Origin of the sequence: uncultured Polaribacter sp. (assembly GCF_947500975.1) — a bacterium.
In the GTDB taxonomy this organism is placed as follows: Bacteria; Bacteroidota; Bacteroidia; order Flavobacteriales; family Flavobacteriaceae; genus Polaribacter.
The window spans coordinates 55,475-79,851 of record NZ_CANMUE010000006.1 but is presented as its reverse complement, the minus strand read 5'-3'; the positions used below and the strand labels follow the sequence as shown (position 1 = coordinate 79,851).

Below are 24,377 nucleotides of genomic sequence, written 5' to 3'. Positions count from 1 at the left end.
AACAAAAATAAAAAGATACAATGGAAAGCTGGAAATTGCTTCTAAAAAATAATTTTATATCATTTTGTTTAATTTTAAACATTACCATTTATATTCGTAAATTTTGATGAAAATAATGGTGGATTTCAAATTTGTTAGCATCTTTGCAATTCATTTAGAACACTAAAATAAAAAATAATGAAAGTAGCTGTAGTTGGCGCAACTGGAATGGTTGGAACAGTAATGTTGAAAGTTTTAGAAGAACGTAATTTACCAATAACGGAATTAATTCCTGTGGCATCTGCAAGATCTGCTGGAAAAAAACTAACCTACAAAGGAAACGAATATACAGTAGTAACTTTAGAAGATGCTGTAAAAATGAATGCTGATATTGCATTGTTTTCTGCTGGTGGAGATACTTCTTTAGAATGGGCTCCAAAATTTGCAGAAAATGGCACAACAGTAATTGACAATTCTTCTGCTTGGAGAATGGATCCTACTAAAAAATTGGTTGTTCCAGAAATTAATGGTGATGTTTTAACTGCTGATGATAAAATTATAGCAAACCCTAACTGCTCTACAATTCAGTTAGTAATGGCTTTAGCCCCTTTGCATACAAAATATAATATGAAACGTGTAGTTATTTCTACTTATCAATCTGTTTCTGGTACGGGTGTAAAAGCTGTACAACAATTAGATAATGAAGAAGCTGGTATTGAAGGCGAAATGGCATATCCGCATAAAATAGGAAGAAATGCATTACCTCATTGTGATATTTTTTTAGAAAATGGTTACACAAAAGAAGAAATGAAATTGGTAAAAGAACCTAAGAAAATTTTAAGAGACGAGTCTTTTTCTGTAACTGCAACTGCTGTTAGAATTCCTACTGCTGGTGGACATTCTGAAGCTGTAAATGTTCAGTTTGAAAATGATTTTGATGTTACTGAAGTTCGCACACTTTTAAGCGAAACTCCTGGGGTAATTGTACAAGATGACTTGGCAAATAACATATATCCAATGCCAATAAATGCTCATAATAAAGATGAAGTTTTTGTTGGAAGAATTAGAAGAGATGAATCTCAAGAAAATACCTTAAATTTGTGGATTGTTTCAGATAACCTAAGAAAAGGTGCTGCAACAAATACAGTTCAAATAGCCGAATATTTAGTAGAAAATAATTTGGTGTAAAACATATTTAATGGCAACATTTCACAAAGTAAACATACAAGAAGTTAAACAAGAAACCGCAACCGCGGTTTCTGTTTTATTAGACATACCTCAAAATTTAAAAGCTGATTTTAATTTTACAGCTGGTCAATATATTACTTTACAAAAAGTAATTAATGGCGAAGAAATTAGAAGAGCATATTCTATTTGTTCAACTCCTAAAAGTGGAGAAATTAGAGTAGCTATAAAAGCTGTTGAAAATGGACTATTTTCTGTTTTTGCAACTTCTGATTTAAAAACTGGTGATGAAATTGAAGTTTCTGCACCTGAAGGACGATTTTTATTAAATTCTGAACCCAACAAAAATTACATTGGTTTTGCTGCTGGCTCCGGAATTACACCAATATTATCGATGATGAAATCGGTTTTAGAAACTGAAACAACTTCTAATTTTACTTTAATTTTCGGAAATAAAACTGTTGCTGACACTATTTTTTATAGCGAATTAAATTCTTTAAAAGAATTGTTTTCAGATAGATTTAAACTACACTATATCTTTAGTAGAGAAGAGGTTAAAAATCAATTAAGAGGTAGAATAGACCAAAATGTTACCAATTACTTTGTAAAAAATATGTACAAAGAAACTTCTTTTGATACCGCTTTTTTATGTGGTCCAGAAGAAATGATTAAAGAAGTTTCTAAATCTTTAGAAAGTAATAAAATTCCGAAAGAAAATATTCATTTTGAGCTATTTACAAGTTCAGTAGATGAAGAAGCAAAATCAGAAATTAAAGAAGGAACCACAGAAATAACTGTTTTATTAGATGATGAAACTTCTACATTTGTTATGTCTCAAACTGATGATATTTTAGCAGCAAGTTTACGTAATGATATAGACGCACCTTATTCATGCCAAGGTGGAGTTTGTAGTTCTTGTTTAGGAAAAGTTACTGAAGGAAAAGCCGTAATGGTTAAAAATTCTATTTTAACAGAAGGAGAAATAGCCGACGGTTTTATTTTAACATGTCAGGCACACCCTACCACACCAAAAATTACCATTGATTTTGATGACGTTTAAAATTTCTTTTATAATTTAAAAATATAATTGTTTCGTTTGTTTGCGTAAAACCGAATTCTAAATCAAAAATATTATCCCTAATTTTACTAAATGGATATTTACGATTTTAAAAACGCCTTTCTTATTGGTTTTTTTATGGCTTTTATGCTTGGCCCTGTATTTTTTATGCTGATTCAAACCAGTATTTTAAAAGGTGCTAGAGCTGCAATTGCATTTGATTTAGGTGTAATTTTAGGTGATATTTCCTTTATTTTAATTGCTTATTACGGAAGTAGATCTTTGTTAGAAAAAATAAAAGACGATCCTAGATTATTTTTTATTGGCGGTTTAGTAATGATTATTTATGGCTTAATCACTTATTTTGACAAAGAAAACAAAAAAGAAAGTTTAAATACTGCAAAAACTATTGAAGTACCAATTATAAAAAACAACTACTTAAAATTATTTTTTAAAGGATACTTCTTAAACTTTATAAATATTGGTGTTTTAGCTTTTTGGCTTGGTACCGTTTTGGTAATTGCTCCTAGTTTAAAAATGAATCAAACTGCCATATTTTGGTATTTTGCTGTAATAATTTTGGGCTATTTTGTTACTGATTTAGGTAAAATATTTTTAGCAAAACAATTAAAAAATAAAATGACACCTGCTGTAATTTATAGAATTAAAAAAATTATGGGTATTATTTTAATTGTTTTTGGTGTTATTTTAATGCTAAAAGGTTTTATACCTAATGAAAAAATAAATGATTTGATTCATTAAAAAAGGCGAAATTTTTTCAACTTCACCTTTTTTAAAAATTATATTTTTACTTAAATAATTATTTTACTTCAAAAGAATTATTTTCTAAATTTATATCTGCCATTAACAAACTTTTATCAATACTAACAGATTTTACACCTTTACCAACAGTAAAAGAATACGTTGGCATTGCCCAACCCCAATCTTCAATAATAGTTGCTGATGTTGGCTTTGCTCCTCTCATCATTCTTAAAGGAATGTTGAAGTTTTCTGTACTTCCATCTGTATACACAACTTCTAAATCTATAGGCATTGGCATTTTACCAATTCTTTCTAAAGTAATTGTTTTTCCATCAACAGATTTTATACCATAATCTATAGTATGTGTTGTTTGCGTCCATTCATTTAAATACCAATCTAAATGAATACCCGAAACTTTTTCCATAGAACGTTTTATATCATTTGGCGTTGGGTGCTTAAAACTAAAATCTGTAAAGTATTTTTTAATTCCTTTTGCAGTATTTTCAGCACCAATAATATACTCTAATTGCGATAAAAATATACTTCCCTTAACATAACTTGCAACACTATAAGCTGTATTTAAATTATATCTATCTGCGTGGGTTGTTAAAGGTTCTTCTATATTATTTTTGATAACATAATTATATCCTCTATAAGGACCAGTATTTGGGTTTCCATCACCTTTTTTCAAAATTTTATGTGATGCTTTTCCTGACATATAAGAAGTAAAACCTTCATCCATCCAAGGATGTAAGCTTTCATTTGATGCTAATAAAAACTGAAACCAAGTATGTGCCATTTCATGAGCTGTAACACCAAATAAACTCCCAAAACTTCTTTGACCCGTAATTAGAGTAGACATTGCATATTCCATACCGCCATCTCCACCTTGTATAACTGAATATTGTTTGTATGGATATTGACCAACATTTTCAGAAAAATAGGTCATTAACTCTGCTGTTTTTGGCTGTAAGTCTTTCCAATTTTTTAAAAATTTTTCATCTAAAGTTTTCTTATATAAAAAATGTAAATCAATACCATTTTCCATTTTTAAAATATCATGATTATACTCACTATCAGCAGCCCAAGTAAAATCGTGTACATTTGGGGCTTTAAAATGCCAAGATAATTTAGCTGTTTTTGGTACATTTAAAGGCTTAGTTTTATCTTCATAGCCATGACCAATTTCTTGCGGATTTTGTAAATATCCTGTACCACCAACTGTGTAATTTTTATCGATATGAATGGTTACATCAAAATCTCCCCAAACACCATGAAATTCTCTAGCAATATATGGTGGCGTATGCCATCCTTCAAAATCATATTCTGCCATTTTAGGATACCATTGAGACATAGATAAAGCAACATTTTCTTTACTATTTCTACCAGATCTACGAATTTGAACAGGAACTTGAGCATCAAAATCCATATCAAAAGTTACACTTTCTCCAGATTTAATTGGAGCATTTAAAGTAACTTCTAAAATTGTACCTACTGTTTCAAATGCAACAGCAACACCATTTTGTTTTAATAAACTTACCTTTATATAACCTATTTCATCTGGATTTAATTTTCCTATTCTATCTCCAATTTTAGCACTTGGGTCTTTAATATTTAAAGAACGAGCATCCATTTGAGAACCTGGTTGAAAAGCATTAAAATATAAATGATAAAATACTTTACTTAATTCATCAGGCGAATTATTTGTGTAAACTAATTTTTGTTTTCCTTTATATTGATAATTATTTACATTCATATCAATATCCATAGTATAATCTACATGTTGCTGCCAATAACCATTGTTAGTTGTTGTTGCTTTTACATCTTGAATTGTACCTTTAGTTTGCGCACAAGACACCATCATTACTAATGATAACCCTAAAAAAAGTAATTTTCTCATCTTTATTGATTTATTATTTTCGTTAAATATACTCAACTTTTTTTAAGTTATTTTTTTCCTTTTATCATTTGGTCTGCCATTTTAATAGCATTGTAAGCATTTACTACTCTACCAGTAACAGATAATTCAGAAAAAGGAACCATTTCTCCTGCAGGATTTGTTCTAGATTTAGATCCTGGTTTTAATACTTTAAAATTAATAAATGTACCCGAATTCATAATAATATACTTTACTTGAGTTGCGCTTAATTTTGGATAATAAGAACGTATTAAAGCTGCAACACCTGCTGTAGAAGGTGCTGCCATAGAAGTACCGCTAAAACTATTATATTCGTTTTCTGGAGTTGTAGAATATATTTGAACTCCTGGCGCAAAAATATCTACATTTATTTTTCCGTAATTAGAAAACGACGCTGGTAAATTTTCATTATAATTAGAACTTATTGCTCCGATTGTTAAAACATTATCAGAGATCTCTGTTCTTAAATCTTTAGAATCATTTGGAAACGTTTTTTCTATATCAATATTTTTTCCATCATTTCCGGCAGCATTAACAATTAAAACATCTTTAGAAGCAGCATATTTTATTGCTTCATACACCCATTCTTTTTTAGGAGAATATCCTTTTCCAAAACTTGTATTAATCACTTTTGCACCATTATCTACTGCATAACGTATTCCTAAAGCAACATCTTTATCATATTCATCTCCATCAGGAACTGCTCTGATTGCCATTATTTTTACATTATTTGCAACTCCGTTCATACCTTTTTCATTGTTTCTTGTTGCAGCAATAATACCAGAAACATGAGTTCCATGAGCTTCGTCTTTTATTGAATGACCTGATTTATTATCTCCATAAACCTTTACATCCATTGTATTTGGGTCATCTCCAAGCACACTTCTATAATCTTTCTTTAAAGCTTCTCCATTTAATAAATTAGCCGCATCTGTAACTAACTTTGTAAGTTCTTTTTTGGCTGCTTTTAAAGATGGTAATCCAAAGGCAAACATTTGTTTTGCCATATCTAGGTTTCTTTGCAAAGAAGCATCTTCTGTTTCAATAGCTAAAAGCTCTTCTGTAGTATAATCCGTCTTTTTTAATTCTTTTGAAATAGCTTCATCTGCATTTGTAACACTTTGTAAAATTTGCTCATACCTTAATTTGGTGTTTTTTGCTTCATCAACTTTTTTATCATAAGCTTCTTTTGCTGCTTTAGCTTCCTCTTCATTTGTTATCGAAGGATTTGCAACAATTCTATTCAACTCAGAGTTTTCTTTATAAATACTTCCTAAAAAGTTCCACCCGTTTATATCATCAGTATAACCATTCTTATCGTCATCAATTCCATTACCAGCAATTTCCTTTTTATTAACCCAAGCAACATCTTTTAAATCTTCATGCGTTAAATCTGTTCCAGAATCTACAACACCCACAATAACTTCTGTACTTGTTTTACCTTCTAAAAACTTGTAAGCTTTTTCTACACTCATACCTGGTATAGAGTCTGTTGCTAAATCTGCATGACCCCAAAACTTATTTTCTTCATCGGTTAATCGTGCTTTTTTTGCAACTACATTCACAACAGTATCTGTACTTTTTGGTACTGGAATTGAACTAATTGATTTACAACTTGCTAGTGAAATAGCTGCAATTACTGTATAAAAAACTGGTTTTATAACTCTCATAATATCTTTTATCTTAATTAAATATTTCTGTAAATTTATGTGTTTGTTTTAATCTAACTCCTTTTTCTGTATGTTTTACAGTACAAATTTCATTGTACGCATCATGCTCTAAAAACAAGTAATAATTATTGTTGGCAGCTTCATTTAAAAACGCTGCTTTTTCTTTAATGGTTAGCAAAGGTCTTGTATCATAACCCATAACATAAGGCAAAGGTATATGCCCAATTGTTGGCAATAAATCTGCCATAAAAACGATGGTTTTATCTTGATAAGTAATTTTTGGTAGCATTTGTTTTTCTGTGTGCCCATCCATAAAAAGCACATCAAAGCCAATTAGATCTTTGGCATTTCTGTGAATAAAATTCAACTGTCCATTTTCTTTTATAGGATTGATATTTTCTTTTAAAAACGATGCTTTTTCTCTTGGATTTGGTTCTGTTGCCCATTTCCAGTGATTGTCATTAGACCAAACTTTGGCATTTTTAAAAGCAGGAATTAACAAACCATCTGCATTTCTTTGTATAACACCTCCACAATGATCAAAATGTAAATGTGTTAAAAAAACATCAGTAATATCATCTCTATGAAAACCATGTTTTTTTAAGGAAGAATCTAAAGAGAAATTTCCAAACAAATAATAATAACCAAAAAATTTATCTGATTGTTTATTTCCTAAACCAGTATCAATTAAAATTAAACGACTACCATCTTCAATAAGCATACAACGCATGCTCATATCAATTAAATTATTAACATCTGCAGGATTGGTTTTTTGCCAAATAGTTTTTGGTACAACACCAAACATTGCACCTCCGTCTAATTTAAAATTACCTGTTTCTATGGGATATATCTTCATCTTAAAAATTAAAATCATTAAAAATTATTCATAAAAATAATCATTTAACGACTTAAAATATCATCAAACTACAAAAATGGATTTTACAGCTGACAAATATGAAGAAAAAAAGACATTTTTATGTTAAGAAAAGTCTAAAGATTTACACAAAGCACGCATTTAAAAAAGTCTTTTATTATTAATAAAAATGAAGAATAATTTGCTTTAATTTTTTAGATAAAATGGAATTAGTTCTCCGAAGAAAAGATGCATATATTATTCTTTTATTTCTATTTCTTGATGAATTTCTTTACCAAAACTATCTGTAACTGTAATTATATACTTTCCTAAGGTCGGTTTTATTGCAAACTCATGTAGCCCCTTTGTAGTTCCTAAAAAAGTATTGTTTATTGACCAAAACAAACTTACTTCTTTGTTAGAATGTGCCACTTTTAAAATGAGCTCATTCTTTTTCCCATCAAAATCTTTGGGTAAAAAAATGGCGCTTTTTTCTGTAGGATATAAAAATTTCATTGCATTTTTAACTTCACCCAAACAATCATATCTAAACTTAGGTAAACTTTTATAAAACGGGTTTTTATCCTTGTAATAATATTCCATTAAAGGTGGTAAAACAAACCAAGATTTCTGTTTAATATTCTCAAAATCCTCACAAGAAGTATTTACTTGATAATTTTCTGATGCATCTACATTTATTAAAATATGAAAAGGACAAGGTTTTGTTTTTAACCCAGCATTTTGAATGTATTCATTTTTTTTTTCTTCGCAAATTTCAGTTGCTCTAAAACCGCTTTTAGTACAAATTTCTACTTGCGTCATTTCATCAAAAGGTTTTTCAAACCAATCTGATTTTGGTAATTTATCAAAAATATCAAATAAAATAGGCGCAGCTGTTTGCACACCTACCAAACCTGGTCTTCCCTCTCCATCTGCATTCCCAACCCAAACTCCAACCACATAATCTTTGGTTGTGCCAATTGCCCAAGCATCTCTAAAACCAAAACTGGTTCCTGTTTTCCAAGCAATTTGTTTTGACGAATCAAAAAACTCCCAATTTTCATCAGCATTTGGTCTATTTACATCTTTTAAACTTTCAAAAGTTAAATAGATTGACGCCGCATCAAAAATTATTTTTTCTGAAGACTTTTCTCCTAAATCAAGTTTTTGATCCGCGTAAAAACTCAGTTCAGCAAACTCATTTTTAAAATATCTACTTGAGTTTTCTGTATAATTATTTACGGTAGATGAAAGTGCTGCATAGCTTTTACATAAATCCCATAAGCTGCTTTCTGCCCCACCTAAAGCCAACGTTAAACCATAATGACCAGCACTCTTTTTAATATCTTTTAATTGTAGTTTTTGTAAATAATGATAAAATTTTTCTAAACCAAATTCTTGTAACATTCTTACAGTTGGTACATTTAAAGACTTTGACAAAGCCAATTTTGCAGATATTGCTCCTGCATATTTTTTATCAAAATTTTCTGGCTGATAGCTTCCAAGATTTGTTGGCACATCTGCCACTAAAGTTTCAGGCAACAACTCTCCATTATCTAACATTGCAGCATATAAAAATGGCTTTAAAATACTACCTGTACTTCTTGGTTTATCTATAATATCTACATCTTTTTGATGTTTTTTTGTAGTTGGAGAGTTACCAACATAACTCAAAACTTGTTTCGTTTTTACATCTAAAATTAAAACCGCAACATTGTGAATTTCATTTTCTTTTAATTGATTATAATGATTACTAACAATTTGATTAGAAGATTTTTGTAATCTTTTATCAATAGTTGTTTTTACATATTCTCCTTTTTTTTCTTTGTGAATTTTTTGTAATAAATGAGGTGAAGTTTGAGGTAAGGCATATGGTTTATTCGGCACTTCTTCTAAAATAGACAACTCATATGTTAAAGAATCTATCACTTTTTTTGTGAGTAGTTTTTTTAACAATCGATTTCTTTTTGCTAATAATTTTTGTTGATTTTTCCCAGGATAAATCAAGTTAGGTGCATTTGGTAAAACCGCTAAAGTTGCAGATTCTGCCCAAGATAAATCTGACGATTTTCTTTTAAAATATCGCCAAGAAGCAGCATCTAAACTCACAACATTTCCTCCAAAAGGAGCATTTGAACTCCATAAAGCTAAAATATTTTCTTTGCTTGTTCTAAATTCTAAACGAGTTGCTAAAATTAATTCTTTTAACTTTTCAAAATAAGTTCTTGGTCTGTCGTTTCTAGATAACCTTATTACTTGTTGGGTAATTGTACTTCCACCTCTAACTACTTTTCCTGCTTTAAAATTTTGTTTTATTGCATTTAGAATTGAGATTGGATTAAATCCTGGATGTCTATAAAAATATTCGTCTTCAAACTGAATTAAACAAGTTTTAAATTTCTCTGGTACTAAATTATTATGCGGAAACCTCCATTGACCATCTTCAGCAATTAAAGCGCCTAATAATTGATCGTTATTACTGGTAATTACTGTAGATGTTGGTTTTGTGAATAAATTTTTAGGCAAACAGAACGCATAAAAAATCAACAAAACAAAAACGAATATTGTTTTAATTTTATGACGTTTTATGTAATTTATTATTTTCAATTTTTGTTTTAACTTTTATCAATAAGAGTTTACGAAGCAAACTGCAATTTTAACTAAGAGATTGCTACGTAAACTCGCAATGACATTATTTTACTTAATTATGTTTACCCAATTCCCTTTAGTTCTCACAAAATAATCATTATCATACATGGCTTCTACTTGAATTCCAGGCAAATAATATTCCCCTAAATAAGCTGCATTTAGCAAAACTGTAAACGTTTTTGTTTCAGATTTTTTTGAATGTCTATTCAAATCAAAATAGAAATTAACACGATCGTCTCTAATATCTGTGTAACGTGCTTTGCTTTTTGTAGTTGTTCCAAAATCGGTAAAACGTGTGTTTACAATTTCCCATCCTGAAGGAAAAATTTGTGTTAAAGCAATATCTTTTACTGTTTCATTTTTTTGGTTACTCACAGTAATTTTTGCTACAAAATCTTGACCTTGTTTTAAATTATTAATATTGATTGATTTTCCTTTTAAATCTGTATAATCAACAGAAGCATTAAAACCTCTTTTTTCAGAAATTTCATCACCTAATGGCAACTTTCCAGAATTTATAATTCTTGCAAAAACTATATTGCTTTCTTCATTATTAATCTCAATTGCATTTAGTCCATCATTTACAGCAATTGTTCTCTGCACAAACGAACTATTGGTTTTTATACCTTCAGTTTTATGATTAATTGTATAATTTACATCCATAGATTTTCCTCCATTTTTTACAACCATTTTTCCAATTGCTAACAAACTATAAGCTGTAGATTGAGTGCTCATCCAATTATTACTAGACAATTCTTTTGCTATTGATTTTGCAACATTTTTAATCTCTTTATTATTGGTTAACAACATGGTTTCTAAAGCCATTGCTTTGTTTCTTATTGTAGAACCATAATTGTAATGATTATATCTAGAGAAATTTAAATGTGCTTTTTTAATAATTTCTTCACTAGCTTCTTTTTGCCCCACCATCGCATATGTTGCAGCTAATCTCCATTTTGCTTGGTTAGAAATCTTTTTAAATTCACGCAACCTATTCATGGCTGATAAATCCGGATTACCCGCCAAAGCCAGTGTATACAACCTGTAAGCCTGTTCTAAATCTGATGTGTAACCATTGTAATTTTGTCGCCAATTTCTTGCAATATCTTTTTGATATTTGATAAAATTACTTTTAAAAGTAAGAGGCAAAACAAATCCTTTTTTTTCTGCTTCTAACATAAAATGACCTGCGTAAGAAGTACCCCAATCACTCACATAATTTTCTCCTGCCCAATAACTTAAACCTCCATTTGCTTTTTGAAAATTACCCAAACGTTTAATTCCATCTTCTATATTTCTTTGAATTTCTTGTTTTTTATCCGATGTTAAATCGAAAATATCATTCAAAAATAATTGAGGAAAAACGCTAGATGTAGTTTGCTCTACACAACCGTGAGGATATTGAATTAAATACTCCAATCTTCCAGAAAAATTTATTGACGGAATTGTAGACAACTCTAAAATTGCGGTATTAGAACCTTCTACTCCAAAAGTTTCAAAACTAATTGTTTGACTTTGCTTTCCTTCAATTGTTTTATCAATAATTTTTGAAGTTATTGGATTTGGATTTACAACATCTAAATCTACTTTATATGTAGATTTCTCTCCTGCTCCAGTTGCAATAATTTCTACAGAATTAATACCATTAGCTTTTAAGACATTCAACTCAAAATACACCATTTTTTCATCTGGCTTTTCAAAATTGATGTTTTGAGTTTTGTTACCAATAACTAAAATTCCGTTAGAAGTTTTTACCTCAACAGTAACATTTTTTACTTTTTTATCCATCGAAAAAACAGAAACAGGCAATGTTACTTTTTCTTTTGGTGATAATTTTCTTGGCAAAGTAGCCAATACCATTAATGGTTTTTTAACAGGAACCGCTTTTTCTATATTACCAAAAGCTTCATTTTTTACATCACCAGCTACCACCATTGTTCTAACAGAACCAATATAATTTGGCAACTTAATTTTATGCGAATTTGTAGTTTTCTTCTCTAAATAAAAAGGTCCTAAATATTTAACAACAGGTTTAAATCTGTTCGCTTTTTTATTTTTTCCTTTTGTTAAACTTGCATCTCCACCAATTGCAAAAACTTGATCTACACTTCCAGAATACGCTCCAATTACATGATCAAAAATATCCCAAGTTTTTACACCTAAAGCTTCTTTAGCATAAAAAACATCGAAAGCATTAGGTGTTTTAAACCTTGTTAAATCTAACAATCCTTCTTCTACAACAGCCAAAGTATAGGTCATCGATTTGTTATTTTTTTCAGATACTTTTACCGTAAATTCTTTTTCTGGTTGTAACTCCGCTGGCATTAAAATTTGCGGCTCTAACTTTGATGCAGCATCTTCTACTAAAATAGGAATAACTCCATATAACCTTAAGGGTAAATTATTTTCTGTAACTTGATGTGGCTGCAACAAAGAAATATTTATAAACACATTTGGAGCCATATTTTTGTTGATAGGAACCTCAACAGTAGTAGTTCCTTTTTGAGTTTTTACCCATTTTGTTTCTAATACTTTTGTCCCATTTTCTATACTGATTAATGCTCTTCCTTTTGATCCGGAAGGAAAAGTGATTTTTGCAGTTTCACCAACATTATAAGTTTCTTTATCGGCAGAAAAAACTAACATTTTTGCAGCTTCTTTATCTCCAGAAGTTGAATTTTGCCACCAATTTTTGTAGAAATAAGCAACTTTTCCTGTTGCATGACCACTTTTTTTATCAATTACTCTTATTAAAAAACGCCCTCTATCTCTTTCAGGTATGTTTAAATTAAACACTCCTTCTCCTTTAGCATTAGTTGAAGTTTTTATAGTTCTGTATGGTTTATGATAACTGCTAGAAGTATATTTTGATAAATTATCGTGTGATGAGCTCCACCACCAACGCCATTTTATTTGATAAACTTCAACTTCTATTTCATCTCTTTGAACTGGGTTTCCTTTTTCATCAACAGAAACAATAGAAAAGGTTTGATTTTCATCCGTAAAAAAAGAACCATATCTATTTCCTTTAGGAGATTTTAACCCAACAAAAGAAGGATAAGGAGCATATTTTTTTGTAAAAGCATCTATAGAAAATTCACCACCATTTTCAAATGCTCTTACTAAAAACTGAACATTTAACATACCTGGCGCATTATTATCAACTTTTAATTTACTGTTAATTTTTGCATTTCCATTAGCATCTAACAACCCTTTAAATACATTTATTTCTTCTGTAGAAAAAGATTTTGAAGGATCTGAAAAAGCATACTCTTTATAGTTTTTAAAACTGTATTTTGTAGTTGAAATTTTTGCTTTTATTTCTGCTTTTAAGTTTTTTGCAGGCGTGCCATGCAACCATTTTACATCTAAAGTACCATTAATTGGTTTTCTATTCGATAAAATTTCCTCGTCAAAATCAACTTTAATTTTTAAACGATTTGGTTTTATAGTTTCAACTTTTAGATTTTTATAAAATTTTGCACCACCTACAGAAATTTTTGCTGCATAATTTCCTGTCTTGGCTTCTTGAGAAGTTGTAACCGTAAATCTATAGAAATTATTAAGGTGTTCTGTAGTTACTTTTTTAAATATTAATTTACCATGCGGATCTGTAACTTCTAATTTTACTGGATGATTTTTTGGCAATTTATTATCAGCATCATTCAATAAAAAAGTTAAGTGAATTTTATCTCCTGGTCTCCAAACCCCACGTTCGCCATAAATATATCCTTTTAAACCTTCTTGAGTTTTGTTCCCAGAAACATTAAACTTGCTCAATGACAAAGAATTACCATCTAACAATCTTACATAGCCTTTATTTTCTCCTTTTGAAACAATAGCAAATGTTGCATTTTTAGGTGTTTTAATAGTCACAAATCCTTCAGAATCTGTTTTACTTGATGCAATTTCTTGTTGCTGAAAATTGAATAGTTTTACTACTGCTCCAACTTCAGGATTTGTATTTAAAATATTATTTACGGCAAAAAAGTACTCATCATTTGTTCCTTTTTTAACAGTAATACCTAAGTTTGAAGCAAGTAAATTTTGAGCGATTACCTTATTATCGTCATAGTAAGCATCATTACAAGGATTTTTTCTTTCTTTCCAGTTATAATATCTGTTCCTATAGCTATACAATTTATTATCCCAATACAATTCTTCTCTTTTTTCTTCATCTGCAATCTCACTTAAATTATCATATTCATTTTCAAAATCATTTAAATTATTGGTTGATGACGTGTTTTCTGAACAATTATAAAAAATTTGATTTTTGTTAAAACTCAGCTCAATTCTATAAATTGCCCCAGGTTCTGCAACAATCATTTTAGAAATATCTACACTATAAGCTTTCCACTTTTGGGTGTTTTGTACTTCATCATCAATTAATGTAATTGTTTCTTTTGCAACCCTTCTACCAACTCTTTTTATTCTGTATTGATTATTACTATTAATGTTATTTTCTTGTAAAAACTGTAATACGTTTTCTTCATAAATCTTAATGATTCTTACATCAACTTCTTTTACGTTTATGGCTTCAAAATTAAATTTTAAATCTTTTGAATTTGGTAAAATTGTTCCACTATTTATAGCTCTAATCTCTGGTTTTTTCTGCTCAAAAGTAATAATTTCATTAAACGGCTTTTTAAGTTTATAATCATCTAAATTTTTAATTCCTTGAAAAACAGAAACTTTTGCACTTCCTTGAAACTTTGTGTTAGAAAATACTTTTAATTGATTTCCATTAACAATAAAACGTGGTTTTTTTACATTTTGAACAGCAATTAAACCATCAAAATTTTGTTGTTTTTTTAAAGCATCTGAAAAATTAATTGAAATATATTGTTCATTATTGTTTATTACTTTAATATCTATAACTTTAAAATTATTCTTCCCAGGAATTAAAATTTCACTTTCCCCTTGAATATCAGATTTAATTGATTTTCCATTCCAACTAATTTTTAATTGAGAATCCTCTATAAAACGCTGAATACTATCAATTTTAAACTCAAAAAATTTTCCATTTTTATAAGATTCATTCCAAACTATATTTTTTTGAGTGTTATTTTGAGAAGCTTTAACTATTTTTTTAGCTTCATCTAATGGAATTATATCTGCTGAATTTAAGGTTCCTTCTAAATATTGATACGGTGTAGCGTAAGATTGTAGTGATTTTGTTTGAATGTTAAAATTTGGGGTAATGGTTTTAAACTGAAACGTATAATCTTTAAAGCCTTCATCAACATTTTTATAAATTTTACTCAGTTTTAAAGTAACGGTATATTCTGTATTAACATCTAGTTTTTCATCAGGAATAAACATAAACGCATGTTTATTTATGGTTTTAACTTTTCCATTAATAAAAGGTTTTACCGAAATTATTTCATTTGAAATTTCTTGAGAATCTACCCAACCCTCTACATCTTTAGCTAAATTTACATTTATATTTGCTGATGTTGAGACTTCGCCTGAAGTTGTATAACTCACATACTCTTTATATTGATAAATATTATCAGTTTTAATTACTTCTTTTTTACAAGAAAAAATCAATAAAAAAAGAGCGAAAATTGAAAGTAATTTTTTTGTTTTCATAACTGTGGTTTTATATGCACAACTCAAATTTAAGCATTTTAATATATTTATTTATAACAAATTAGAATTCGAAACTCTTTATTTAGAATTCGATATAATCAAGAAAAATTTATTCTCTATTTCTTATATAATTAAATAAATTAACTTGATATAATTGTAAAAAAAAATAATTAATCAAAAACTGTATTAATGATTTTTAAAAAAGAATCTAAAAATGGGTTTCTATTTTCCTCGTTCCATACAACTGAAAGAACAGTTTGTTGCTTAATATTTTTTAACTCTATAAACTTAACGTTCATATCATATCCCATTTGTAATGATTTTGGAACTATTGAAATACCTAAATTATTTTCAACTAATCTATATATAGAACTTGCATGTATCGTTTTATGAGAAACTGTAGGTATAAAACCACTATCATCAAATATTTGCATCACTTTTTCATAATATGAAGGACTATATGAAGAATCAAACATAATAAAGGACTCATGCTTTAATTGCCCTAAATTTTTAAAATTATCAACATTTATTACATGATCTTTTGGTAATACAAGACAAAAATTTTCTTTTAAAACAGAAAATGATTTCAATTTTTTAGGAACTCTTTCTAATCTAACAAAACCTACATCAATATCTTTAGATAATAACGCATCAATTTGTTTTTTGTTATCCATTTCTTTTAAGTCAAAAACAATTGTTGGATACTCTTTTTTAAAATGCAATAATAAATTTGGAATTAACAACTGAATCGCAGAACCAACATACCCTAATTTTAAATTCCCATCAATACCATGATGAAGTAGTTTTGCATGATTTAGTATATGGTTCATCTCTTTTAAATTTCGAGAAATTTCAGTTTTTAGATAGGTGCCTGCATGTGTTAATTCTACTTTTCTATTATGTCGTTCAAATAAAACAATACCTAAATCATCTTCCATTTGCTTTATTTGCCTACTTAATCCTGGTTGAGATATAAATAACTTCTCTGCAGCTTTTCTGTAATGTAAAGTTTCGGCAACAGCTAAAAAATATTTTAAATGACGCAACTCTAATTGATGCTTCATAATTATTATTTAATATAATTATTAGTATTATTAAGCATCAAAATTAAGAATAACTTTGTTATAATTAACTAGATACTTAAAAAAATGGCATTTAAATACGGAATAGATCAATTAACAGTAGAACAAGTAATTGAAATTGCAGAGGGAAAATTACAAGCAACTTTAACCAACGAAACTATTAAAGCTATAAAAGAATGTAGAATAAAAGTAGAAACAATGGCTAATGGAGACAAAGCTGTTTATGGTATAAATACTGGCTTTGGTTCTTTATGTGATATACAAATTACACCTAAAGAAACAAGTAAATTACAAGAAAACTTACTTATTACACATGCTGTTGGTGTTGGAAACCCTATTGATAAAAAATTATCTAAAATAATGATGATTTGTAAAGTACATGCTTTATGTAAAGGTTTTTCTGGTGTTCGTTTAGAGTTGATAGAACGTATTTTATATTTTATTGAGCATGATTTATTACCAATTGTTCCAGAACAAGGTTCTGTTGGTGCTTCTGGAGATTTAGCACCACTTTCACATTTATTTTTACCGTTATTAGGAGAAGGTGAATTTTGGGTTAAAAACAAAATTATTTCTGCAAAAGATGTTTTAAATACTCATAATTTAAAACCACTACAATTACAAGCAAAAGAAGGTTTAGGTTTAATAAACGGAACACAATTTATATTAGCACATGCAATCGTTGGCTTACATAAAATGGAATATTTATTAGATTTAGCAGACGTTTCTGGCGCAATGAGCTTAGAAGGTTTTCAAGGTAGCGCCTCTCCTTACAGAAAAGAATTACACTGGATAAGACCATTTAAAGGAAACTTAAAAGTAGCAGAGCGTATGCGTATGCTATTATTAAGTTCTCAAAATGTAGATAATCATTTAAAGTGTGAACGCGTACAAGACCCATATTCAATTCGTTGTATACCACAAGTACATGGAGCCTCTAGAAATGCATATTATCACTTAAAAGAATTGGCAGAAATAGAAATGAATTCTGTTACAGACAACCCAATTGTATTAAGCGCAACAGAAGCTATTTCTGGTGGAAATTTTCATGGACAACCTTTAGCAATGGCTTTAGATTATGGTTCTATAGCAGCTTCTGAACTAGGAAATATTTCAGACAGACGCTGCTATTTATTATTAGAAGGAAAATACGGATTACCAAGGTTATTAACTGCCGCTGGAGGATTAAATTCTGGTTTCATGATACCACAATATACAACCGCTGCTTTGGTTACAGAAAATAAATCTTTATGTTTTCCTCCTTCTGCAGATAGTATTCCTACTTCGTTAGGACAAGAAGATCATGTTTCTATGGGAAGTATCTCTGGACGAAAGTTTAATCAAATATTAGGAAACATTGAAAAAATATTAGCTATTGAATTAATGTATGCTGCACAAGCAATGGAATTTAGAAGACCTAATACTTTCTCAAAAATTATTGAAGAAAACTTCAGAATTATCAGAGAAAAAGTAACAAAATTAGAAGAGGATCGCATTTTGAAAGATGATATTTATGCAATGATTGAATTAGTAAAAAATAAATCTTTAATAGTTAAATAAAACAAACATGAACTTTAAAGAACAAATACAACAAGGAATTCCTTCAAAATTACCAAAAAAAAGAATTTACCCTGTAGATATAAATAGAGCTCCTAAGAGAAAAGATATTTTATCTATAGAAGAAAAACAATTAGCAATTAGAAATGCACTCAGATACTTTCCAGAAGGTTGGCATAAAGAATTAGCAACTGAATTTGCGCAAGAATTAAAAGAATACGGTAGAATTTACATGTACAGGTTTAAGCCAACATATGCTATTTACGCTAGAGATATAGCAGATTATCCTGCTAAATCATCTCAAGCTGCAGCTATCATGCTAATGATTCAAAATAATTTAGATCCTGCTGTAGCTCAACATCCAGAAGAATTAATTACTTATGGAGGAAATGGTGCTGTATTTCAAAACTGGGCGCAATATCTACTTGTTATGCATTATTTATCGATAATGACAAATGAACAGACATTACATTTATATTCAGGTCATCCAATGGGATTATTTCCCTCTTCTAAAAATGCACCTAGAGTAATTGTAACTAACGGAATGATGATTCCTAATTATTCTAAACCTGACGATTGGGAAAAGTATAATGCACTAGGAGTTACTCAATACGGGCAAATGACAGCAGGTTCATTTATGTATATTGGACCTCAAGGAATTGTTCACGGAACAACAATTACAGTTATGAATGCTTTCCGTAAAATTTTACCAAAAGGAGAAAATCCAAACGGAAAAATATTCTTAACAGCTGGTTTAGGAGGAATGAGTGGTGCACAACCAAAAGCAGGAAATATTGCTGGTTGTATTACTATTGCCGCAGAAGTAAACCCAAAAGCTGCTACAAAACGATATGAACAGGGCTGGGTTGATGTTTTGATTGATAATATGGATGATTTATTATCAAGGGTAAAAAAAGCACAAGCAAATAATGAAATAGTATCCATTGCATACATTGGAAATGTGGTAGAAATATGGGAACGTTTTGATACTGAAAACATACATATTCATGTTGGATCTGATCAAACCTCATTACATATTCCTTGGACCGGTGGTTATTATCCAATCGATATTTCTTACGAAGAATCAAATCGTTTAATTAGAGAAGACCCAGAAAATTTTAAAGTTAAAGTTCAAGAAACATTAAGAAGACATGCAGCTGCAATAAATAATCACACAGCAAAAGGAACTTATTTCTTTGATTACGGAAATGCTTTTTTACTAGAAGCATCTCGGGCAGGTGCAAATGTTATGGCAGATAATAATATAGATTTTAAATACGCTTCTTATGTACAAGACATTCTTGGACCCATGTGTTTCGATTATGGTTTTGGGCCATTTCGTTGGGTTTGCACATCAGGAAAATCAGAAGATTTAGATACTACAGATGAGATTGCTGCATCAGTATTGCAAGAAATTATGGAAAATTCTCCAGAAGAGATTCAATTACAAATGCAAGACAATATAACTTGGATTAAAGATGCAAAGAAAAATAAAATGGTTGTGGGTTCTCAAGCACGTATTTTATATGCAGATGCTGAGGGGCGTACTAAAATTGCAGAAGCATTTAACAATGCTATTTCAGAAGGAAAAATTGGGCCAGTTGTATTAGGTAGAGATCATCATGATGTAAGTGGTACAGATTCTCCGTATAGAGAAACATCTAATATTTACGATGGTAGTAAATTTACAGCAGATATGGCAATTCATAATGTAATTGGAGATAGTTTTAGAGGAGCCACTTGGGTTTCTATTCATAATGGCGGTGGTGTTGGTTGGGGTGAAGTAATGAATGGTGGCTTCGGAATGTTATTGGATGGCACAAAAGAAGCAGAAGTTCGTCTAAAAAGTATGCTGTTTTATGATGTAAATAATGGAATTGCCCGAAGAAGTTGGGCTAGAAATAAAGAAGCGATTTTTGCTATTAAACGTGAGATGAAAAGAAGTCCAAACTTAAAAATTACGCTTCCTAATTTGGTAAAAGAAGAATTATTAAAAAACTTATTTTAAGTAATAAACAAACCTATAATCAATAATTAAAATGGTTAATTGGTTACATAAACAGCTTCGTTACTAATTATGATTTATTGAACTAGAGAAAATTTTTAAAAGGAATTAATTATGAGTTTAAATTTATTAAATGTAAAATATCTACCTGCACAAAAAAAATATTGGACTGGCAGAAAATCCAATCCTAATATTGAAAAACAATATTGGCACCAAGAAATTAAATTATTAGATATACGAAACATCACTATTGAAAAAAAAATTAATATTGCCTTATTAGGTTATGTTTGCGATGAAGGGGTTCGTAGAAACATAGGAAGAGTTGGTGCAGCAGAAGGCCCAAAAGTTATAAGAGAAACTTTAGCTAAACTTCCAATTCACTTCAATGATAAAAGAGTTGTAGATATTGGAGATATTATTTGTGTAGAAAAAGATATGGAAAGTTGTCAGCAAGCATTTGCAAAAACAATTTCTACACTTATTGCTAATAAAATTTTTCCAATTGCAATTGGAGGTGGACACGATATTGCATTTGGTCATTTTATGGGAATAAGAGAAGTGGTTAAAAATACTACAAAGAACAAAGTGGGAATTATTAATTTTGATGCTCATTTCGATTTACGACCAGTAGAAGAACAACCAAATTCAGGAACGCCTTTTAATCAGATTATTTCTGAATTACAAAAAAATGGTGAATCAGTAGATTACTTTGCCATCGGAATACAACAACAATCTAATACAAAAGAATTGTTTGATATTGCGAAAAAGAAACATGTTGATTTCGCCGTTAATTACGATTGTGAAGCTGCATCTGAAGAAATAAAAGTTTTACAAAATCGTTTGATTCCTTTTATAAAAAATAATGATTATATCTATATAACAATAGATATGGACGGGTTTTCTTCTGCCTACGCCCCTGGAGTAAGTGCACCTTCGCCTTTAGGTTTTACTCCTTATTTTGTTTTTAAAATGTTACGTTTCTTATTAGATACCAAAAAAGTAATTTCTCTTGATATTGCCGAGTTAAATCCATCTTTAGACCAGGATAGACAAACAGCTAATTTAGCGGCAAAAATTATTGACTTTGTAGTATTAAATCATAAATTTTAATCAAAAAAAAGAACTGAAAATCAACAGATTAACAGTTCTTTTTAGAGGTGTCTAGCGGATTCGAACCGCTGTACATGGTTTTGCAAACCATTGCCTAGCCACTCGGCCAAGACACCTTTTAAGGATTGCAAATTTAAGCAAATTTACAATTACTGCAAGTATTTTTTAAGCTTATCGCTTTTTTGTTAAAATTATTGCTACTTCTTCTACGTTTCCACCAATTGGCGGATTTATTTTGGCAACAGAAACTTTGGCTTTTCTTATCATTCTTAATTCTTTAAAAAAACGATTTAAAATACGTTGAGCTACTTCTTCTAATAATTTAGAACGAATTGCCATTTCTTGTTTTACAATATAGTTTAAGTGTACATAATCTATAGTATCAGCAAGTTCGTCGGATTTTGCAGATGCTCTTAAATCTGCTTTTACCTCAACATCTACTCTATATTCTGAGCCAATTTTTGCTTCTTCATCTAAACATCCGTGGTATGCATAGAGTTTAATATTGTTTACTTTTATAATTCCCATTGCTTTTAAAAAAACACAAATATAGTTTTATTTATGAATTTTGTTCTTAAAAATGCTTGCTTTAGCGATAGAAATGGCATCCTTTTTATTTTATTTCTTCTCTTTATAGAAATAGCTAATCTTTTTGAAATGTATTAAATAAAACAAAATGTTATTTAGATAAAAAGATATAATGAAAAGCGCGACCTGAAAGGAAACGCCAAAAAGAAATTCAGAATTAATTTAACTTACAATTTTTGAGTTTCTTAAAGTTTAGTTTACTAACTCGTAAAAAAGTCGAAAACATTACTAATGGCACTAGTTTTAGTTTTGTAAAATTCGGTGTAAGTACAACGTTCGCAAGTTACGCTTGTGTATTTCTGATTTTGAATGTCAAAAATTTTTGATAAAGTACCTCCTGTTGCTCTTAATTGCCCAACTTTATATAATTTATGATTACATTTTGGACAGGTATAATTTCTAATTTGTTCGCTCATATTAAAGTGTGTTTATCTATTAGATGCTAAAATTCTAATTTTGTTACAAACACCTAATGTCTGTAAACTATTTTCCGTAATTTTGCATCTTAATTTTTTCGTATAAACTTATGTCTGAAGAGAAGAAATCGCTCAATTTTTTAGAGCAAATTATTGAAGAAGATTTAACAAACGGAACGCCAAAAGAAAGCTTGCGTTTTCGTTTTCCGCCAGAACCAAATGGTTATTTACATATTGGTCATACAAAAGCAATTGGAATTAGTTTTGGCTTAGGATTAAAATATAATGCGCCTGTAAACCTACGCTTTGATGACACAAACCCTGCTAAAGAAGAGCAAGAATATGTTGATGCTATTAAGAATGATGTTTCTTGGTTGGGTTATAAATGGGCAAATGAATGTTATTCATCAGACTATTTTCAACAATTATTTGACTGGGCAGTTTTATTAATAAAAGATGGAAAGGCATATGTAGATAGCCAATCATCTGAAGAAATGCGCGAGCAAAAAGGAACACCAACTCAAGTTGGAACTAATAGCCCTTTTAGAAATAGATCTGTAGAAGAAAACCTAGAATTATTTCTAGGAATGAAAGACGGAAAATTTAAAGAAGGTGAACATACTTTGCGTGCAAAGATTGATATGGCCGATGATAATATGTTAATGCGTGATCCTTTAATGTACAGAATTATGTACAAAGATCATCATAGAACGGGTTCTGATTGGTGCATTTACCCAATGTATGATTGGACGCATGGAGAGAGCGATTATATTGAACAAATTTCACATTCTTTGTGTTCTTTAGAATTTAAACCTCACAGAAAATTATACAATTGGTTTAGAGATAATGTATACCAATACAGCAAAACGGCATTACCAAATCCACCAAAACAACGTGAGTTTTCTCGTTTAAATTTGAGTTATACAATTATGAGTAAGCGTAAATTGCTAACTTTAGTAGAACAAAATATAGTTTCTGGTTGGAACGATCCAAGAATGCCAACTATTTCTGGTTTAAGAAGACGTGGTTATACACCAGCCTCTATTAGAAGTTTTGTAGAAACGGTTGGAGTTTCTAAACGTGAAAACATAATTGATGTTGCACTTTTAGAATTTAAAATTCGTGAAGACTTAAATAAAACGGCAAAGAGAGTTATGGGAGTTTTAGATCCTGTAAAAGTGGTAATTACTAATTACCCTGAAGGCGAAGAAGAAATGTTAGACGCCAACTATAATGATTATGAAGATGGTTTTGGCAGCAGGCAAGTCCCCTTTTCTAGAGAAATTTATATAGAAAAAGAAGATTTTAGAGAAGAAGCAAATAAAAAGTTTTTTCGTTTAAAATTAGGAAAAGAAGTTCGTTTAAAAAACGCTTATTTTATTACTGCTAATAGTTGTACAAAAGATGCAGATGGAAATGTTATTGAAATTCAATGTACTTATGATCCATTAACAAAATCTGGAATGGATACAGAAGAAAGCAAACGTAAAGTAAAAGGTACTTTGCATTGGGTTTCTATAAAACACGCTGTTAAAGCTGAAGTTAGAGCTTATGACAGATTGTTTTTAGATGAAGCACCTGATAGCCATAAAGACAAAGATTATATGGAATTTATCAATCCTAATTCTTTAAAAATTATTGAAGCGTTTTTAGAACCAAGTTTACAAACTGCAAAAATTGGAGAACGTTTTCAATTTCAACGTTTAGGGTATTTTAATGTAGATGATGATTCAACAGAAGAGCATTTAGTATTTAATAAAACTGTTGGGTTACGTGATTCTTGGGGTGGAAAATAGTATTCAGTTGGCAGTTTTCAATTTTACTATTGGAAATTAAAATCAACGAATGAAAGATGATAGTTTTAAAGGTAAATCATCTAAAGAATTAGAAAATAATTTAAAGGCAATGAAGATTATTTCCACTGCATTAGTAGTTGTTATAACATAACTCCTTT

At 29.7% G+C, this 24,377-nt stretch carries 15 protein-coding genes and 1 tRNA gene; 7 read left to right on the top strand and 9 right to left on the bottom strand.

Annotated features, from left to right (window positions below):
- Window positions 1–177 precede the first annotated feature (177 nt).
- The 3 genes from Q0733_RS08180 to Q0733_RS08170 all read left to right on the top strand — a co-directional run bounded on the left by Q0733_RS08180 (window position 178) and on the right by Q0733_RS08170 (window position 2,983).
- On the top strand, window positions 178–1,167 hold the full coding sequence (locus tag Q0733_RS08180; protein ID WP_298781153.1) for an aspartate-semialdehyde dehydrogenase: 990 nt from the start codon (window positions 178–180) through the stop codon (window positions 1,165–1,167).
- 10 nt (window positions 1,168–1,177) lie between these two features.
- Window positions 1,178–2,224, top strand: coding sequence for a ferredoxin--NADP reductase (locus tag Q0733_RS08175; protein ID WP_298781150.1), 1,047 nt, complete (start codon window positions 1,178–1,180; stop codon window positions 2,222–2,224).
- Window positions 2,225–2,314: 90 nt separating this feature from the next.
- A complete protein-coding gene (locus tag Q0733_RS08170; protein WP_298781147.1) occupies window positions 2,315–2,983 on the top strand; it encodes a LysE family transporter in 669 nt (222 codons plus the stop codon).
- 58 nt (window positions 2,984–3,041) lie between these two features.
- Here Q0733_RS08170 and Q0733_RS08165 read toward each other — a convergent pair whose 3' ends face one another.
- The 6 genes from Q0733_RS08165 to Q0733_RS08140 all read right to left on the bottom strand — a co-directional run bounded on the left by Q0733_RS08165 (window position 3,042) and on the right by Q0733_RS08140 (window position 16,729).
- Window positions 3,042–4,883 (bottom strand): M1 family metallopeptidase, encoded by a 1,842-nt coding sequence (locus Q0733_RS08165; protein ID WP_298781145.1) that lies wholly within the window; start codon window positions 4,881–4,883, stop codon window positions 3,042–3,044.
- Window positions 4,884–4,930: 47 nt separating this feature from the next.
- Entirely contained in the window at window positions 4,931–6,571 is a 1,641-nt protein-coding gene (locus Q0733_RS08160; protein ID WP_298781142.1) for a S8 family peptidase, read from the bottom strand.
- A gap of 13 nt (window positions 6,572–6,584) precedes the next feature.
- Window positions 6,585–7,427 (bottom strand): MBL fold metallo-hydrolase, encoded by an 843-nt coding sequence (locus tag Q0733_RS08155; protein ID WP_298781139.1) that lies wholly within the window; start codon window positions 7,425–7,427, stop codon window positions 6,585–6,587.
- A gap of 255 nt (window positions 7,428–7,682) precedes the next feature.
- Window positions 7,683–10,031: a penicillin-binding protein 1C gene (gene pbpC / locus Q0733_RS08150; RefSeq protein WP_298781136.1), complete on the bottom strand. Its 2,349-nt coding sequence runs from the start codon at window positions 10,029–10,031 to the stop codon at window positions 7,683–7,685.
- A 90-nt stretch (window positions 10,032–10,121) separates the two neighbouring features.
- Entirely contained in the window at window positions 10,122–15,665 is a 5,544-nt protein-coding gene (locus Q0733_RS08145) for an MG2 domain-containing protein (protein WP_298781134.1), read from the bottom strand.
- 170 nt (window positions 15,666–15,835) lie between these two features.
- On the bottom strand, window positions 15,836–16,729 hold the full coding sequence (locus Q0733_RS08140) for a LysR substrate-binding domain-containing protein (protein WP_298781132.1): 894 nt from the start codon (window positions 16,727–16,729) through the stop codon (window positions 15,836–15,838).
- A gap of 84 nt (window positions 16,730–16,813) precedes the next feature.
- On the opposite strand from Q0733_RS08140, the gene hutH reads away from it, so the two are divergent.
- The 3 genes from hutH (at window position 16,814) to hutG (ending at window position 21,419) form a co-directional block, all read left to right on the top strand.
- Complete coding sequence (gene hutH / locus Q0733_RS08135; protein WP_298781129.1) at window positions 16,814–18,307, top strand: histidine ammonia-lyase; 1,494 nt, start codon at window positions 16,814–16,816, stop codon at window positions 18,305–18,307.
- Between the two features lie 7 nt (window positions 18,308–18,314).
- Window positions 18,315–20,312 carry a urocanate hydratase gene (locus Q0733_RS08130; RefSeq protein ID WP_298781126.1) on the top strand — a complete coding sequence of 666 codons (1,998 nt, stop codon included), beginning with the start codon at window positions 18,315–18,317 and terminating at the stop codon, window positions 20,310–20,312.
- A gap of 111 nt (window positions 20,313–20,423) precedes the next feature.
- The gene (gene hutG, locus Q0733_RS08125; RefSeq protein WP_298781124.1) at window positions 20,424–21,419 is read left to right on the top strand and encodes a formimidoylglutamase; all 996 of its coding nucleotides are present in this window, start codon (window positions 20,424–20,426) and stop codon (window positions 21,417–21,419) included.
- A 45-nt stretch (window positions 21,420–21,464) separates the two neighbouring features.
- On the opposite strand, the gene Q0733_RS08120 is transcribed toward hutG, so the two are convergent.
- The 3 genes from Q0733_RS08120 to Q0733_RS08110 form a co-directional block, all read right to left on the bottom strand.
- A tRNA-Cys gene (locus Q0733_RS08120) sits at window positions 21,465–21,535 on the bottom strand.
- 55 nt (window positions 21,536–21,590) lie between these two features.
- Window positions 21,591–21,947, bottom strand: a complete 357-nt coding sequence (gene folB, locus Q0733_RS08115; RefSeq protein ID WP_298781123.1) for a dihydroneopterin aldolase — start codon at window positions 21,945–21,947, stop codon at window positions 21,591–21,593.
- A gap of 260 nt (window positions 21,948–22,207) precedes the next feature.
- Window positions 22,208–22,423, bottom strand: a complete 216-nt coding sequence (locus Q0733_RS08110) for a zinc ribbon domain-containing protein (protein ID WP_298781122.1) — start codon at window positions 22,421–22,423, stop codon at window positions 22,208–22,210.
- Between the two features lie 110 nt (window positions 22,424–22,533).
- Here Q0733_RS08110 and Q0733_RS08105 point away from each other — a divergent pair, with 110 nt between their 5' ends.
- A complete protein-coding gene (locus Q0733_RS08105) occupies window positions 22,534–24,219 on the top strand; it encodes a glutamine--tRNA ligase/YqeY domain fusion protein (protein ID WP_298781120.1) in 1,686 nt (561 codons plus the stop codon).
- The last annotated feature ends 158 nt before the right edge of the window (window positions 24,220–24,377 follow it).

Excerpts from the sequence above, each read along its gene's own strand:
- Q0733_RS08180 (WP_298781153.1), top strand. The coding sequence starts at position 178 with ATGAAAGTAGCTGTAGTTGGCGCAACTGGAATGGTTGGAACAGTAATG.
- Q0733_RS08175 (WP_298781150.1), top strand. The coding sequence starts at position 1,178 with ATGGCAACATTTCACAAAGTAAACATACAAGAAGTTAAACAAGAAACC.
- Q0733_RS08170 (WP_298781147.1), top strand. The coding sequence starts at position 2,315 with ATGGATATTTACGATTTTAAAAACGCCTTTCTTATTGGTTTTTTTATG.
- Q0733_RS08165 (WP_298781145.1), bottom strand. The coding sequence starts at position 4,883 with ATGAGAAAATTACTTTTTTTAGGGTTATCATTAGTAATGATGGTGTCT.
- Q0733_RS08160 (WP_298781142.1), bottom strand. The coding sequence starts at position 6,571 with ATGAGAGTTATAAAACCAGTTTTTTATACAGTAATTGCAGCTATTTCA.
- Q0733_RS08155 (WP_298781139.1), bottom strand. The coding sequence starts at position 7,427 with ATGAAGATATATCCCATAGAAACAGGTAATTTTAAATTAGACGGAGGT.
- Q0733_RS08145 (WP_298781134.1), bottom strand. The coding sequence starts at position 15,665 with ATGAAAACAAAAAAATTACTTTCAATTTTCGCTCTTTTTTTATTGATT.
- Q0733_RS08140 (WP_298781132.1), bottom strand. The coding sequence starts at position 16,729 with ATGAAGCATCAATTAGAGTTGCGTCATTTAAAATATTTTTTAGCTGTT.
- hutH (WP_298781129.1), top strand. The coding sequence starts at position 16,814 with ATGGCATTTAAATACGGAATAGATCAATTAACAGTAGAACAAGTAATT.
- Q0733_RS08130 (WP_298781126.1), top strand. The coding sequence starts at position 18,315 with ATGAACTTTAAAGAACAAATACAACAAGGAATTCCTTCAAAATTACCA.
- hutG (WP_298781124.1), top strand. The coding sequence starts at position 20,424 with ATGAGTTTAAATTTATTAAATGTAAAATATCTACCTGCACAAAAAAAA.
- folB (WP_298781123.1), bottom strand. The coding sequence starts at position 21,947 with ATGGGAATTATAAAAGTAAACAATATTAAACTCTATGCATACCACGGA.
- Q0733_RS08110 (WP_298781122.1), bottom strand. The coding sequence starts at position 22,423 with ATGAGCGAACAAATTAGAAATTATACCTGTCCAAAATGTAATCATAAA.
- Q0733_RS08105 (WP_298781120.1), top strand. The coding sequence starts at position 22,534 with ATGTCTGAAGAGAAGAAATCGCTCAATTTTTTAGAGCAAATTATTGAA.